14 protein-coding genes and 1 pseudogene are annotated in these 14223 nt (G+C 71.0%); 13 read left to right on the plus strand and 2 right to left on the minus strand.

The annotated features are described in order from the left end of the window. Window positions 1-31: 31 nt before the first annotated feature. Window positions 32-790 (minus strand): hypothetical protein, encoded by a 759-nt coding sequence (locus P1P70_RS11220; RefSeq protein WP_319236663.1) that lies wholly within the window; start codon window positions 788-790, stop codon window positions 32-34. A gap of 200 nt (window positions 791-990) precedes the next feature. On the opposite strand from P1P70_RS11220, the gene P1P70_RS11225 reads away from it, so the two are divergent. The 13 genes from P1P70_RS11225 to P1P70_RS11285 all read left to right on the plus strand — a co-directional run bounded on the left by P1P70_RS11225 (window position 991) and on the right by P1P70_RS11285 (window position 13665). After that, a complete protein-coding gene (locus P1P70_RS11225; RefSeq protein WP_319236665.1) occupies window positions 991-2121 on the plus strand; it encodes a DegT/DnrJ/EryC1/StrS family aminotransferase in 1131 nt (376 codons plus the stop codon). Further along, a complete protein-coding gene (locus P1P70_RS11230) occupies window positions 2111-2674 on the plus strand; it encodes an NUDIX hydrolase (protein WP_319236666.1) in 564 nt (187 codons plus the stop codon). Before P1P70_RS11225 ends, P1P70_RS11230 begins: the two co-directional genes overlap by 11 nt. After that, a complete protein-coding gene (locus P1P70_RS11235) occupies window positions 2671-3447 on the plus strand; it encodes a sugar phosphate nucleotidyltransferase (protein ID WP_319236667.1) in 777 nt (258 codons plus the stop codon). The genes P1P70_RS11230 and P1P70_RS11235 overlap by 4 nt, the downstream gene beginning before the upstream one ends. After that, on the plus strand, window positions 3432-4700 hold the full coding sequence (locus tag P1P70_RS11240) for a radical SAM protein (RefSeq protein ID WP_319236668.1): 1269 nt from the start codon (window positions 3432-3434) through the stop codon (window positions 4698-4700). Before P1P70_RS11235 ends, P1P70_RS11240 begins: the two co-directional genes overlap by 16 nt. 13 nt (window positions 4701-4713) lie before the next feature. After that, entirely contained in the window at window positions 4714-5598 is an 885-nt protein-coding gene (locus P1P70_RS11245; RefSeq protein WP_319236669.1) for a glycosyltransferase family 2 protein, read from the plus strand. Continuing rightward, complete coding sequence (locus P1P70_RS11250) at window positions 5583-7289, plus strand: alpha/beta hydrolase (RefSeq protein WP_319236670.1); 1707 nt, start codon at window positions 5583-5585, stop codon at window positions 7287-7289. The genes P1P70_RS11245 and P1P70_RS11250 overlap by 16 nt, the downstream gene beginning before the upstream one ends. After that, window positions 7279-7737, plus strand: a complete 459-nt coding sequence (locus tag P1P70_RS11255; RefSeq protein WP_319236671.1) for a ferredoxin family protein — start codon at window positions 7279-7281, stop codon at window positions 7735-7737. Before P1P70_RS11250 ends, P1P70_RS11255 begins: the two co-directional genes overlap by 11 nt. Before the next feature lie 245 nt (window positions 7738-7982). Then, window positions 7983-9035, plus strand: a complete 1053-nt coding sequence (locus tag P1P70_RS11260; RefSeq protein ID WP_319236672.1) for a methyltransferase — start codon at window positions 7983-7985, stop codon at window positions 9033-9035. Window positions 9036-9074: 39 nt separating this feature from the next. Continuing rightward, window positions 9075-10031, plus strand: a complete 957-nt coding sequence (locus P1P70_RS11265) for an FkbM family methyltransferase (protein WP_319236673.1) — start codon at window positions 9075-9077, stop codon at window positions 10029-10031. Window positions 10032-10217: 186 nt separating this feature from the next. Continuing rightward, window positions 10218-10946: an HAD family hydrolase gene (locus P1P70_RS11270; RefSeq protein ID WP_319236674.1), complete on the plus strand. Its 729-nt coding sequence runs from the start codon at window positions 10218-10220 to the stop codon at window positions 10944-10946. Between the two features lie 15 nt (window positions 10947-10961). Next, window positions 10962-11999, plus strand: a complete 1038-nt coding sequence (locus P1P70_RS11275) for an NAD-dependent epimerase/dehydratase family protein (protein ID WP_319236675.1) — start codon at window positions 10962-10964, stop codon at window positions 11997-11999. An 11-nt stretch (window positions 12000-12010) separates the two neighbouring features. After that, window positions 12011-12628 carry an HAD family hydrolase gene (locus P1P70_RS11280; protein ID WP_319236676.1) on the plus strand — a complete coding sequence of 206 codons (618 nt, stop codon included), beginning with the start codon at window positions 12011-12013 and terminating at the stop codon, window positions 12626-12628. Beyond that, entirely contained in the window at window positions 12625-13665 is a 1041-nt protein-coding gene (locus P1P70_RS11285) for a GDP-mannose 4,6-dehydratase (protein ID WP_319236677.1), read from the plus strand. The genes P1P70_RS11280 and P1P70_RS11285 overlap by 4 nt, the downstream gene beginning before the upstream one ends. Window positions 13666-13826: 161 nt before the next feature. On the opposite strand, the pseudogene P1P70_RS11290 reads toward P1P70_RS11285, so the two are convergent. Further along, a pseudogene (locus P1P70_RS11290) lies at window positions 13827-14129 on the minus strand (ATP-binding protein); the annotation flags it as partial. Between the last annotated feature and the right edge of the window lie 94 nt (window positions 14130-14223).

The following is a 14223-nucleotide window of genomic DNA, read 5'->3' on the forward strand; positions in this document are numbered from 1 at the left end:
CACATGCGCCGGGGCCCCGCGGCGCGGGCCGTCAGCCGACCGTGTCCGGGCCGCCGCGGAGTTCGGGAAGTTCCGCCAGGGCGTGCGCCGTCTTCGGCGAGGCCAGCACCACGCACCCGCGGCGGTAGCCGGTCTCGTCCTCGGAGCGGCAACTCGGCCACAGGACCCGGTACGGGCCGATGGCCTCGGCCCCCAGGTACTCCAGCGACAGTTCGACAGATCCGTACACATCGAATCCGTAACCTTCGTCCTCGGGCACCTTGAAATCGTCGACGACAATGACCGAAGACGGCCAGGTGTGGGTGATGAAATCCACTTCCTCGCGCAGTGGAAGATCCTCGTTCCAATGCGCGTCGAGGTAGAACAAGATGGATTCTGAAGCCGGGAGATGATTTCCGTGGTGCAGTAGGCGCAGTGCCTCCCTGGAATCTCGGTTGATCACCTTCACCTCGGGTACATGACGGAATCGCCGGCCGACGTAGCGCGCGAAATTGGAGTTTTTCTCCGCGGTGTATACGGGTTTTCCCGAGGACTGCCAGAAAAAGCGCGTCGACGCGCCTCGGTACGAGCCGGACTCGAAGATCGCGTACGGGTCCACGGCGGCGACGAGGGAACGAAACAGCTGCTGGCGGGCATGTTGGCCGTTGAACGGCTCCAGCCACGGGCCGTCCAGCCAGGGCACGGAGACACCGATCAGCTCCGCCACCGACGGATGCCACGACCGGGACACGGAATCGTACTGCGTGGCGATGAACGATTTCAGATGCGCCGCGGTCTGCTGGAGAGCCATGGGAATCCACCTTTCGAGCCCGGGAGTTTTCGGTGTGCCGTCATGCATTGATAAGACACCGTGCCGGGCCGGTCAAGAGCGCCCGGATCGGGTTCTCTGGAAATCGGGGGTTGCGTGCCCCACGGGAACTGATACGTTGGTTGCCGAATGAGGCCGGACGGCATACCGCTGTTCTCCGGCCAATTCCGATAGGGGGTCGTGTGTTATCCGTTCCTGCTGTCGAGATCGAGGTCGACGAAACCGAGCGCCGGGAAGTGCTGGCCGGCATCGAACGCCTGTTGAGCGTCGGCAGATTCTCCCAAGGAGAGAACGTCGAGCGGTTCGAGGCGGAGTTCGCGGCCTTCACCCGTGCCCGGCATGCCGTGGCGGTCTCCAGCGGAACCGCCGCCCTGGAGCTGGTGTTCCAGGCCCTGGACGTGCGTGGACGCGAGGTGGTGGTACCGGCGAACACCAACTTCGCGACCTACGTCGCCGCCGAACGCGCCGGTGCCACGGTGCGGCTGGCCGACGTGGATCCCCGCACCATGTCCCCGAGCGAGGACCAGGTGCGGGCGGCCTGCACGCCACGGACCGCGGCGGTGACCGTCGTGCACATGGGCGGCCTCATCGGCCCGGAGACCGACCGCATCACCGCCTGGTGCCGCTCGTCGGGCATCGCTCTGGTCGAGGACTGCGCGCACGCCCACGGCAGTGAGCGCGACGGACGGCACGCGGGCACCTTCGGCACGGCCGCGGCGTTCTCCTTCTTCGCCACCAAGGTGATGACCAGCGGCGAGGGCGGCATGGTCGTCACCGGGGACCCCGACGTCGCGGAGGAGGTGAGGCTGCTGCGCAACCTCGGCAAGCCCGAACCGTGGGTGAGCCGCCACACCAGGCTCGGCTGGAACGCACGGCTGCCGGAGATCGCCGCGGTGCTGGGCAGGGCACAGCTCACCCGGCTGGCCGGGACGGTCGCCGCCCGGCGGCGGGTCGCCGCCGGATACGCCGAGGCCCTGAAGGAAGCCGCGGCGGGGGAGTTCCTGCTGCCCGACCACCCCTACAGCGGGTACAAGGCCATCTTCCTGCTCCCGCCCGGTGGCAACCGGGGCCTGCTCAAGGGGGCGTTGCGCGAGCGCGGAGTGCAGCCCCAGGGAGAGGTCTACGCGACACCCCTCCACCACCAGCCCGTACTGAGGGACCGGTACCCGGCCGCCGAGTTCCCCGGGGCCGAACGCAGCTGCGCCGACCAGCTCTGCCTGCCGATCTACCCGAGCCTCGACGACGAGCGCCTCGCCCACGCCGCCCTGGCACTCACCGCCGCGCTCGCGGAGGTGCGTCCCCATGACCGATGAGCGCTCCCCCGAGGCACCGGCGGGCCTGCGCACAGCGCTGTCCACACCCTGGCTGACGGTGCGTGAGGCCGACCTGGCCTCGGCCACGGGCGGTACCCGCAGGTGGTACTACGTCGACCATCCCGCATGTGCCCTGGTGCTGCCGGTCACCGCCGCCGGCACGGTCCTGCTGATCCGGTCCTGGCGGATCGCCGTCCGGGAGTGGTGCGTCGAGGCCCCCGCCGGCCGTTGTGAACCCGGCGAGGGGCCGGCGCAGGCAGCGCGGCGGGAACTGGCCGAGGAGACCGGAGCGCACGGCGGCACGCTGCGCCCTCTCGGCGAGACCTGGCCGTCCAGCGGCTCCTCCAACGAACGCGTGCACCTGTTCCTGGCCACCGGCGTACACACCGGCACGGCACACCCCGAGCCGGACGAGATCCTCAGCCCGTACCCGGTGCCGGTGCACCAGGCGCTGTCCATGGCCGCGGACGGCGGCATCCAGGACGCACCGACGGCACTCGCCCTGCTCCTGGCGGAACGCCGCGGGCTGCTGCCCGCAGGGGACGACCGGTGAACGGCCCGCAGTCGCAGCACGGCGACCCCAGGACCCCTGGACCCGGCGGACTCCAGACCGTGGTGCTGGCCGGCGGGCGCGCCACCCGGCTCGGACGTCTCGCGGTGCAGCTCCCGAAGATCATGCAACCCGTCGCCGGACGGCCCTTCCTGGACACCCTGCTCGAGCCGCTGCTCGACTCCGGTCTGCTCCGCTTCCACTTCTGCCTGGGACACCTCGCCGCGCCCGTCCTCGCCCATCTGCGCGACATGCCGGCACCGGTCGAGATCATGGCCCAGGTCGAGACCGTCCCCCGGGGGACCGCCGGGGCCCTGCGCGCCGGTGCGCACCACCTGGACGAGGTCTTCCTGCTCGTCCTGGGCGACACACACCTGCCGATCCGCTACACGGGAGCCGCCGACTGGCTGGCCCCCGGTGACGAGGCCACCATGGTCGTCACCGATGCCCCGACCGGAGTGCCGCCCAACACCACCGTCCGGAACGGGCGGGTGACGGCCTACCAGAAGACCGACGACGACGGGGAGACGGACACGCGGTGGACCGACACCGGGGTGTGCGTCCTGCGCCGCTCCGCGCTGGACCACGTGGCCGGCCGGCCCGACCCCGTCGACCTCGGCGAGCTGTACCGCCGGCTGGTCGCGCGCCGGACACTCGCCGCCCACCGCATCCCCGAACCGTTCACCGACATCGGCACCCCCGAGCGATACGCGGAGTTCCGCGCACGGCAGGAGCGCTGCGCCCCCGCAGAGGAGTCACCATGCGAATACTGCTGATCGAGCCTGCCGTCTACACACCCGAGGGACTGGACAAGAGGGAGAAGCGTCCGTCCCAGCTCATCTCCCTGACCCTGCCCTACCTCGCTGCCATGGTGCCCCCCGAGTGGGAGGTACACCTGGTCTACGAGGTCTGCGAGGACCTGGAGAACGACTACGACCTCGCCTCCTACGACCTGGTCGGCATCACCTGCCAGACGATCCAGCTCAAACGCGCCCTGGAGATCACCCGCATGGTGCGGGCGAGCGGCACGCGGGTGGTCGTCGGCGGCCCGGTGACCGTAGAGGACGGGCACGGCCTGGTGCCGGTCATCCGCAGGTTCGCGGACTGCGTCGTCGTCGGCGAGGCGGACGTGCTGTGGCGCCACGTCCTGGACGATCTGCGCCGGGGGCAGCTCAAGGAGGTCTACCAGAGCCACGAACTCGTGCCCATGCACGGCCATCCGCTGCCTCGCTTCGACCTCGTGGACTTCGGCAGGATCGAGCCGCCGTACGTCCTGCCGTCGTTCACCGCACGCGGCTGCCCACGCCGCTGCACCTTCTGCAGCGAGTTCCTCTACAGCAACTGGCGCTACCGCCCCGTGGACGACGTCGTCCACGAACTGCTCCAGTACCGCGACCGTTTCGGGATCCCCCGGGTCGTCTTCCGGGACGACGACTTCCTCGTCTTCCCCAAACGCTCCGAGGAACTGCTGGGCAGGCTCCGCGGCGAGGGCATCGAGTGGGGCTGCCAGACCGACTTCAACCTCTCCCGCCACCCCGACGTGGTCCAGTCGGCGCTCGACGGTGGCATGCGCGTGGTGTCCTTCGGCGTGGAGAGTGTCAGGGAGAAGAACCGCGTCTTCACCGAGAAGACCTTCTTCACCATCCCCGAGGCCGAGGACCTGCTGCTGCGACTGCACGAGGCAGGAGTGGAGACCCAGATCAACGTCATCTTCGGCTTCGACTGGGACGATCCGGACGTCTTCGAGGAGACGTACGACTTCGCCGTCCGCACCAAGGTCTCCCGGCTCTTCCTCAGCATCCTCTACCCGATCCCCGGCACACCGCTGTACGAGCACCTGCGCACCGAGGGCCGGCTGCTGGAGGAACGCCCGCAGGGGATCGACGACCCCCTGGCCGTGACGTTCAAGCCCAAGCTCCTGACGGCGGACCAACTCGTCGAGGGATACCTCGACGTGGAACGCCGCTTCGCCGAGGCGGACCACTCCCACCGCAACTACTGGCTCGGCCAGGACCTGGTCGTCGTCTGAACCGGAGACCGTCATGACCGCAGCAACGCCCAGCGTGAGCGTCGTCGTACCCACTCGCGACCAGGCTTCGCGCCTCAGCGTGACCTTGCGCGCCTTCGCGTCCCAGGACGTTCCCCGGGACGACTGGGAGATCGTGGTGGTGGACGACGGCTCCCGCGACGGCACCGCCGACGTGCTCGCCGCCGCCGGCGACCTGCCGCTGCGCGCCGTCCGCACCCCGCCGCGGGGACGTGCCGCCGCACGCAACCACGGAGTGCGGGAGGCCTCCGGCGAGCTGATCGTCTTCTGTGACGGGGACCGGGCGCCCGTTCCGGGATACGTGCGGGCTCACGCCGAGGCGCACACCGGCAGCGCGCACAGGGTCGTCGTCGGCGACGTCAGGGAGCTCTACGTCTCCGACTTCGACACCCGGGCCGAATCCCTCGCCGGCCTGCTCACCGCACCCTCGGGCGGACTGGACCGGGGGGCCCGAACCCCCGCCTTCGTCAAGAAGGTCTGCGGCGTGTACGACTCGGCGGGCACCACTACCTCCCCGGTGCGGTGGCTGAGTTTCCTGTCCGGCAACGTGTCGCTGCCCCGGCGGTTGTTCGCCCGAGCCGGAGGCTTCGACGAGGACTTCACCGAGTGGGGCCTGGAACATCTGGAACTCGGCTACCGGCTCGTACGGCTCGGGGCCGAGTACCGCCACTGCCGGTCCGCCCGCAACCACCACTTCGCACACCGCAGGCCGGTCGGCTTCTACGAGGCATCCCTGGAGGCCTCGGCCCAGGTCTTCGCCCGCAAACACCCGGAGTTCCCCGAAGAGCTGCTGCTGGACCTCACCTTGAGAGGCATGAGCCTGCAGGAGTTCGAGCGGAGGGCGGCAGACGAGCGGAGGGCGGCATGGGCACGCAGCTGAGCCAGTTCTTCCTCGCACCGCGCCCCCTCACCGAGGGCACGCACGAGGCGACCACCTGCGTGGTCCAGCACCGTACGGACCCCGCCGCCCCGACTGTCGTCCTGCTGTCCGGTCTGGGCGTCGGCATGAGCGAACCCCGGTACCTGTGGGCGGTCCTCGCGCGGGAGCTCGCCGGACAGGGCCTGAACGTTCTCCAGTACGACCATCCGGGCCAGGGCGACAGCTCTCTGACCGGCCGCCTCGCCACGCCGGACTCCGTCCGTACGGCGGCGTACTCGGCGGTCGCCCAGGCCCGCCGGATCGGCTCCGGACGGGTGGTGACCGTCGGCTACGGCCTCGGTAACCTGCTCGTCGCTGAACTCCTGCGCTCCGGCGAGACCGAGGCGGGCGTACTGGTCTGCCCCGGCACCGACCGATGCCGGGCGGGTGCCCACCAGCCCGAGGCCATGACCGCCCTCGCCCGGCGCGGCCGGGTGGCGCCCGACGAACTCCAGGACGACGACACGGTGGCCGCACTCCTGGACGCCATGGTGGGAGAGCCGTACCAGCCACCGCAGCCCGCCGGCCCCGTCGACGCAGCCCTGCTCGCCGCTGCCGCCGTCGCGGCCGAGGAGGCCTTCACCGGCCTGCGCGACGCGCGCGCCCTCGTCGTCGCCGCCGACCGGGAGGACCGTGACTACGCGCGCCGCACCGGTCTCGCCGTGAGGGAGATCCGCCACGAGCCGACGAAGTGGGCACCGAGCTGGCACTGGTCGTACGAACCGCGCCGCGCGGTGCTGGACGCCGTGCTCGGCTTCGTACGCGAGATGCTCGCCGACCCCGCGCCCCGCGAGCTCCCGAAGTCCGGGCCCTCACCCGCCGTCACCGAAACGGTGCCCGGCCCCAGGGGCGACAGGATCAGCTCCCTGAATTTCACCTCCGGCGGAGAGCACCTGCTCGGCATCCTCCACGAACCCGGCCCGCGGCCGGGCGGCGCACCCCAGCCGGTCTGCCTGATCTACGAACCCGGCAACCCCGGGCAACGCGTCGACATCCACGAGTGCGGGCCCGCGCTGGCCCACGCCGGAGCCGCGCACGGCGTGCCGGTGTTCCGGTACGACAGCCGGGGCATGGGCGTCAGCGACGGCTCCTTCACCCACTCCACCTGGAGCCGACGCCTGGAGGACCTCACCGCGGCCGTGGCTCGACTGCGCTCGGCAGGAGTGGCCGAACGGTTCGTCGTCGTCGGCAACAGCGCCGGAGCCCGGCTAGCCGCCATGGCCGCGCACGCCCTGCCGGAGGTCACCGGGGCAGTCCTGTGGGGTCCGATCCTCAGCGAGGACGGCGAGGGGCCTACGCCCCGGCTGCGCAGGGTCGACGGAACCCTGGCCGCCGAGTGGTGCGGCCTGTGGCAGGGCGTCGCCTACAACCGTGACGACCGCGGACGCGACTACCCGCGGCTGCTGCACGACAGCGCCGTCCCGGTCCTCGTGGTCTACGGCTACGACGAGACCGGCGAGGACCACGTCCGGACGATGCTCGCCGAGACCGCACGCCACCCCATGTGGGAGCTGTCCGTCGTGCACGGCAGTCACGGCTTCTCCTCACGAGGCCTGGCGGAAGCGGTACGGACCACGACCGGCTGGGCCGCCGCACTCGGCGAACGATCCCTTCCCGAAGCTTCCCTCGGAGGCAGCGCCCATGACCGATGACCGAGACCGGACCCAGCCGGCCGCCCGGACCACACGAACCGGCGCGGCGGACAGCAGGCGCGGCAGCGACGCCAGGAAGCAGGCGAGCCAGTCACCGCGTGCCGAACGGACCGAGCAGCGGCAGCGCCCCGAACAATGGCGGCTGCCACCCCTGCGCATCGAACAAACCGAGTGCATCAGCTGCGACGCGTGCGTGGAAGCGTGCCCCTCCCAGTTCGGCGCGGCGTTCAACCTCGGTCACATGATGGCCATCGTCCCCGAGCTGTGCTCCGGATGCGGCAAGTGCCTGCCCCCGGTCTGCCCGGTCGACTGCATCTACCCGGACGAGGAGTGGACACCGGCGCCCGACGACTGGTGGACCAGGCCCTTCGGGCCCGAGGACCCGTACGTGGCCGGGGACGGCACCCGCCGTCCGCCGGTGGAGCCCAGCCGCATACGCCGCTGGTGAACGCGGCCCGGACACAAGAGACCACCGACTCGGCCGACGGCACGCCCGTCTCCCGGTCGAGCCGTGCACACCCCGTACGCGGCGACACCCGAGACCAGCGTGCACGTCCCCGACCCCGATGAGTGGCCGGCGGTGGTCGCCCGGGCCTTCGCCGACCGCGCACCCCGCCACCGCACGCACCGTCGTCGCCCACCGCACCGGCGGCCGAGACCACCGAAAGCCGACCACACCACCGGAGGAGCTCCATGACACGGACCGACAACGACCAGGACATTCCCCGGCTGTGGCAGCTGGCCTTCGGTGCCATGCCGGCCCAGGTGATCAACGCCGCCGTCAGCCTCGGCGTCCCCGACGCGCTGGCCGAAGGTCCCCGGACCAGCGCCCAGGTGGCCCGGAGGACCGGCGCCCACGAGGCGTCCATGCGGCGCCTGCTGCGCGGCATGGCGGGCATGGGCATGGTCGAGGCCCAGGACGGCGACCGCTACGCCCTGACCTCCATGGGGCGACCGCTGCGCTCCGACGTGCCCGATTCGCTACGCGGCATGGTGCTCCTGTTCGCCGGCGACGCCATGTGGCGCAGCTGGGGCGACCTGACCGAAACGGTGCGCACCGGCCGCAACGCCTTCGAACGCGTCCACGGGCTCCCGTACTTCGACTACTTCGCCGAGCGCCCGGAGGAATACGCCGTCTTCAACAGCGCCATGGGGGAGGACACCCGGGTGGCCGGACGAGTCCTGGCGGACGGCTACGACTTCTCCCCGTACAAGACCGTCGTCGACGTGGGCGGCGGCAACGGAGCTCTGCTCACCTGCCTGCTCCAGGCGCACGAAGGGCTGCGCGGCATCGTGTTCGACCGTCCCGAGGGAGTCGCCCAGGCGCCACAAGCCCTGGCCAGGGCCGGGCTGTCCGACCGCTGCGACGTGGTCGCCGGGGACGCCTTCGCCGGGGTGGCCACGGGCGGAGACCTCTATGTGCTCAAGAGCGTGCTGCACGACTGGGACGACGAGCACGCGCTGACCATCCTGCGCAACTGCCGCACCGCCGTGCCGGACCACGGTCGCCTCCTGGTCATGGAACCGCTCATGCCCGAGCGGGCCGAGGACCTGGGCCCTGCCCACGGCATCGTCACCACCGACATGGACCTGCTGGTGACCACCGGCGGAAGGGTCCGGTCGGAAGGCGATTTCGCCGCACTGTTCGAGGCGGCCGGATTCCGGCTCACCGGCGCACGGCGCCTCGGCGACCACGAGTACCTCGACGCCGCGTACCACAGCCTCGTCGAGGGCGTCCCCGTCTGACCTCGACCCGAGCCGGAAACGAACCGCGGAAGGAAGCACATGACCCAGCACGCAGCACCCTACGGTGGCCCGTCACCCGCCGACTTCGCGCTCACCGTGCAGCGGACGGCGGCGGCCGCCGCCGTCACGGCCGCCGGGGACACCTCACCCGGCACCCGCCGGTCGGCGGGGGACGACACGGCCGCCCTGTGGCGCCCGATCATCGGCCGGGCCGTGGCCGGCAACGACCCGGCCGCCTGGCACCTGCCCGAGCGGCTCGCCTCGGACGTCGGCGAACTGCTGATCGACGGGGACGACGCCATCATCCGCGAGGAGATCGCCGAGACCGGCCGATGGGAGCAGGACGAGGAGGAGGCGCTGCGCAAACACGTCACGCCGGGCAGCACCGTCCTGGACATCGGTGCCCACGTGGGGTACTTCTCACTGCTCATGTCCGCACTCGTGCAACCCCGGGGCCGGGTCATCGCCGTCGAGGCGGACGCCTGGAACCACCAGCTTCTGGTCCAGAACGTGATACGCAACAGCGCCTCCAACGTCGTCCCCGTGTTCGCGGCGGCGGGCGCCGAGTCCGGCATCGGCCACCTGCGGCGGGACAAGGACCACAACACCGGCGACCACCGGGTCCTCGACAGTGCTTGCGAGTGGAGCCACCCGGTACCGGTGATCGCCCTCGACGACATCCTCGACGACGTCCCCGACATCGCGTTCGCCAAGATCGACCTCCAGGGCGCGGACCACCTGGCCATCCTCGGCATGGCCCGCACGCTGCGCCGTTGCCGACCGCGGATGCTGGTGGAGTTCTGGCCGCCCGGCATCCGCGACCGCGGCGACGACCCGGTGGAGGTACTGCGGATCTACTCCTCACTCGGCTTCACCCGGGACGTCGTCGACGACCTGCCCATCGACCCCGCGTTGCCCGACGACGAGTTCGCCGCCGCAGCGGAGGCCACGGAACGCGAGTTCGTCAACCTGCTCCTCACCCCCGGCCCGGCGTAGCCCCGTCCGTAAAGGTCGTGCGCCCCGCGACACGCTGCCGCGGGGCCCGCCCTCCCGGGCGGACACCGGCAGGTCGACGACCCGTCCCGGAAGCCGGCCCACGGCACGGTGGTGTGCGCACCGACCCGGGCACGCGGCGACGCACCAGGCACCGGCCCCCGGCATGTCCCGAAAGGAGGTGAGGACATGAACGCAGCGCTGGATACCGCGACTTCGCAGGCCGATGCCCACTCCGGCCCGGCGCCCCGTGCCGACCCACCGGCCCTGATGCTGGACTCCGGCGGAGTGCTGATGCTGATCGACGGCGAGATCCTCGCGGACCTCGCCCTCCGCTGCGGTGTCCGCATCTGCGCCGCGACCGCACGGCATGCGGTCTCGCTCGCCGCACGCGACCGTGATCTGCGCAGCCCTCATGCCGGGGGAGCGGACCACTCCTTCGAGGACCTGTGGTCCCGGCACGCCGGATGCCCTCCCGAACTGGGCCGCACGCTCTGGGACACGGTGCGCGCGGAGGTCCCCGACACCCGGCTGTGGAGCCTGGTCAACCCCGAGGCGGTGGCGCTGCTCGACACGCTGCCCCCGCACGTACAGCGGTATGTGGTCAGCAACGCCGACGGCGAGGCCCACGCCGAACTCGCCAACGCCGGTCTGCTGCGCACCCTCGACGGCGTGCTGGACTCCTCGGTCGTGGGCATCGCCAAACCGGACCCGCGGATCTTCCGCATGGCGGCCGTCGCCCTCGGCCGTCCGCTCCACCAGTGCGTGTACGTCGCCGACACGCTCGACGGCGCCCCGGCACACCTGCCGCGCACCATCCTGTACGACCCCCTGGGGATCTACCCGGACGACCCCGAGCGCTACGCACGCATCCGCAGCCTGGCCCAGCTGGCCGGGCTGATCCGGGTCCCCGACTGACGAAAGGCCACCGCCATGGATATTTCGGACCGTATGGACGTCGACAGCGCGGATCCGCCGCACGCTTTCGTCACCGGTGCCGCGGGCTTCATCGGAGCGCACCTGGTGACCTCGCTGCTGAGGAGCGGTGCCAGGGTGAGCGCCGTGGACCGTGTCCCGTGGGACGGCGCCAACCGCCTGTGGCCTCACGCTCACACGCCAGGGTTCCGCTATCAGGTGGCGGACCTGCGTGACACTCACACACTGGAGCAACTGGCGCGGGGCGCACGGTTCGTCTTCCACCTGGCCGCGCACACCGAGAACCGGTCATGGGCCGCCGCCGCCCGCGCCGACTACGACACCACCGTCGGCGGTACCGTCTCCCTGCTGGAAGCAGTCGCCGAACACCCGCCTGCAGTCCTCGTCATGTCGTCCAGCCAACTGGTCTACGGCGACGGAGCCGACGCACCCGCCGAGGAGTCTGCCCGCGTCCCGCGCCCCGCCACCCGGTTCGGGGCAGGCAAGGCGGCCGCCGAGGCGTTCGTGTCGGCCGCCGCACACGAGTGCGGCTTCCGGGCTGTCGCCGCCAGGCTCTCCAACATCGTCGGACCCGGCATGCGCAGGGGCATCGTGCACGACTTCGTCGAACGGCTGCGACGCGACCCCGGCAGGCTCACCGTCCTCGGAGACGGACGCCAGACCCGCAGCTACCTCCACGTCTCCGACTGCGCCACCGCCCTCACCACCCTGGCCCGCTCCCACGCCGAGCGCGACGGGGTGACAGACCGGCGGTTCGACACCTACGACGTCTGCAACACCGACGCGACCTCGGCCGCCGAGGTCGCGAGAATCGCCGTCGCCGAGATGCCCGGCCCGTCCGGGGAGATCGTGTGCGGCGAGGGCGGCCGGGGCTGGGCGGGGGACATCCCGACCCTGCGGATCGCCCCGCATCGCCTGCTCGCCCTCGGCTGGCGCCCGAAGCTGTCGTCGCACGCAGCGGTTCGCGCAGCCGTACGGGAACTCCTGACCGAACGCCACGCGGGCTCGGTGCTCGCGCCTCAGGGCATCGACTGAAGGGTCACCGCATGCCGTTCCGTGCCGTCCTCCTCGACCGTGACGGAGTGCTGAACGTCAACCGTCCCGACCATGTGACCGACCCGGGACAGTGGCAGTGGCTCCCGGGCGCGACAACCGCCTGCGCTCGCCTCACCGACCTGGGCATCGCACAACTCGCCGTCGTGACCAACCAGTCCGTCGTCGGGCGGGGCCTGCTCAGCGAGTGCGGCCTGCGCCGCATCCACGACCGGATGACCGAGGACCTCGCCGCGGCGGGAGTACCACGGCCCGTCGTCGTCCACTGCCCCCACCTCCCGGAAACCGGCTGCCCGTGCCGCAAGCCCCGCCCCGGCATGCTCCTGCGGGCCCTGAGCCGGCTCGGCGTGGCACCGGCCGAGGCGCTCCTCGTCGGCGACCACGACACGGACCTGGAAGCCGCGGCAGCCGCCGGCTGCTGGTCCCTGCACGTGAGGACCGGACGCGGGCAGTTGGAAGCGCTGCGCCCCGGCTGCCTCGGCAGCGTGGCCGACCTCGGCGCCGTGGCCGAACTCGTGGCGGGCCTGCGTACGGCCGGCTGGACACCCGACTGCCGCCGGCCGGACGCGCCGGACCCGCGACCGGACCCGCACGAGGGAGCCCTGCTGTGAAACGCGCCCTGATCACCGGAGTCACCGGCCAGGACGGCTCCTACCTGGCCGAGCACCTCCTGCGGTGCGGCTACGAGGTGTGGGGGCTGCTCAGAGGGCAGCCCAGCCCGCACCGTTCCCGGATCAGCCGAATCGCCGACGACCTGAAGTTCGTCGAGGGCGACCTCCTGGACCAGAGCAGCCTGGTCGCGGCCGTCGACCGGGCGCAACCCGACGAGGTCTACAACCTGGCCGCCATCAGCTACGTCCCCATGTCATGGCAGCAGGCCGACCTCACGGGCGAGGTGACCGGCCTGGGTGTGCTGCGCATGCTGGAGGCCATTCGCATGGTGAGTGGCATCGGACGGTCGGGCACCACGAGCATGGCCGGGCAGATCCGCTTCTACCAGGCCTCGTCCTCGGAGATGTTCGGCAAGGTGCGCGAGGTCCCTCAGAACGAGGACACCGCCCTTCACCCGCGCAGCCCGTACGGCGTGGCCAAGACCTACGGCCACTTCATCACCAGGAACTACCGGGAATCCTTCGGTCTGTTCGCCGTCTCCGGCATCCTCTTCAACCACGAGTCCCCACGCCGGGGCCGGGAGTTCGTCACCCGCAAGATCTCCCGCGCCGCCGCCCGCATCAGCAAGGGCCTGCAGAGCGAACTGCGGCTCGGCAACCTCGACGCCGTCCGCGACTGGGGCTTCGCCGGGGACTACGTCAAGGCGATGCACCTGATGCTCCAGCAGGGCAACCCCGGGGACTACGTCGTGGGCACCGGCCGTACCCACTCGGTACGGGACGCGGTGCGCATCGCGTTCGAGACAGTGGGGCTGGACTGGTCGCGGCACGTGGTCTGCGACTCCCGTCTGGTACGGCCCGCCGAGGTGGATCTGCTGTGCGCCGACCCCAAGCGTGCGCGGGCGCAGCTGGGCTGGGAACCGACCGTCGACTTCGACGAGCTCGTACGCATGATGGTGGAGGCGGACCTGGAACGCGCGGAGCGGGAACAGCGCGACGTCGCGCGGGCACCCACCGAACCGGAAGGCGACTGGTGACCGCCGCGTACAGGCGGAGCTCGCGCCGTCGCCTGATGCGCCGTCGCTCTTCCTGGTGGGGTTCTTGGGGCGCTTGTTCGGGCGGTGGCTGGGGCCGTTCGTGAGACCTGGTGGTTGGTGTTGATGAGGCGGTCGAGGAGGGACTCGGCGACGACGGGGTTGGGGAAGAGGGGATACCAGTCGCTGGGCGTCCGGTTGCTCGGGATGCTCAGGGACCGCCCCTGCCGCTCGGAGACGAGTTCGTAGAGGTCATCGGCGTGAGCCGCGGAGAGCTGGCGCATGGCGTAGTCGTCGAGGATGAGCACGTCGGGCCGCACCCGCTCGCGGATCCGTTTCTCCCAGGTGCGGTCCGCGTGTCTGCCGGCGAGTTCGGCGAGGATCCGGCTGCCGTGAACGGTCAGCCGGGCATTACGGTGGGACACGAAGACCTCCGTGCGGTGTGTTCCCAGACAGCTCCACCACATCGGAGGTTTTCGCCATGTTCAAGACCCGCCAGTGTCAACAACGCTCGTGATCAATACAGCTAGGGCAGTTGATGGCCGCGACAAGAACGGCGGG

The sequence above is a fragment of the Streptomyces sp. MB09-02B genome, assembly GCF_033794485.1.
Taxonomy (GTDB): domain Bacteria; phylum Actinomycetota; class Actinomycetes; order Streptomycetales; family Streptomycetaceae; genus Streptomyces.

Coding starts and splice junctions, on each gene's coding strand:
- P1P70_RS11280 (WP_319236676.1), top strand. CDS start 12,011: ATGCCGTTCCGTGCCGTCCTCCTCGACCGTGACGGAGTGCTGAACGTC.
- P1P70_RS11230 (WP_319236666.1), top strand. CDS start 2,111: ATGACCGATGAGCGCTCCCCCGAGGCACCGGCGGGCCTGCGCACAGCG.
- P1P70_RS11260 (WP_319236672.1), top strand. CDS start 7,983: ATGACACGGACCGACAACGACCAGGACATTCCCCGGCTGTGGCAGCTG.
- P1P70_RS11255 (WP_319236671.1), top strand. CDS start 7,279: ATGACCGATGACCGAGACCGGACCCAGCCGGCCGCCCGGACCACACGA.
- P1P70_RS11275 (WP_319236675.1), top strand. CDS start 10,962: ATGGATATTTCGGACCGTATGGACGTCGACAGCGCGGATCCGCCGCAC.
- P1P70_RS11220 (WP_319236663.1), bottom strand. CDS start 790: ATGGCTCTCCAGCAGACCGCGGCGCATCTGAAATCGTTCATCGCCACG.
- P1P70_RS11265 (WP_319236673.1), top strand. CDS start 9,075: ATGACCCAGCACGCAGCACCCTACGGTGGCCCGTCACCCGCCGACTTC.
- P1P70_RS11240 (WP_319236668.1), top strand. CDS start 3,432: ATGCGAATACTGCTGATCGAGCCTGCCGTCTACACACCCGAGGGACTG.
- P1P70_RS11270 (WP_319236674.1), top strand. CDS start 10,218: ATGAACGCAGCGCTGGATACCGCGACTTCGCAGGCCGATGCCCACTCC.
- P1P70_RS11245 (WP_319236669.1), top strand. CDS start 4,714: ATGACCGCAGCAACGCCCAGCGTGAGCGTCGTCGTACCCACTCGCGAC.
- P1P70_RS11250 (WP_319236670.1), top strand. CDS start 5,583: ATGGGCACGCAGCTGAGCCAGTTCTTCCTCGCACCGCGCCCCCTCACC.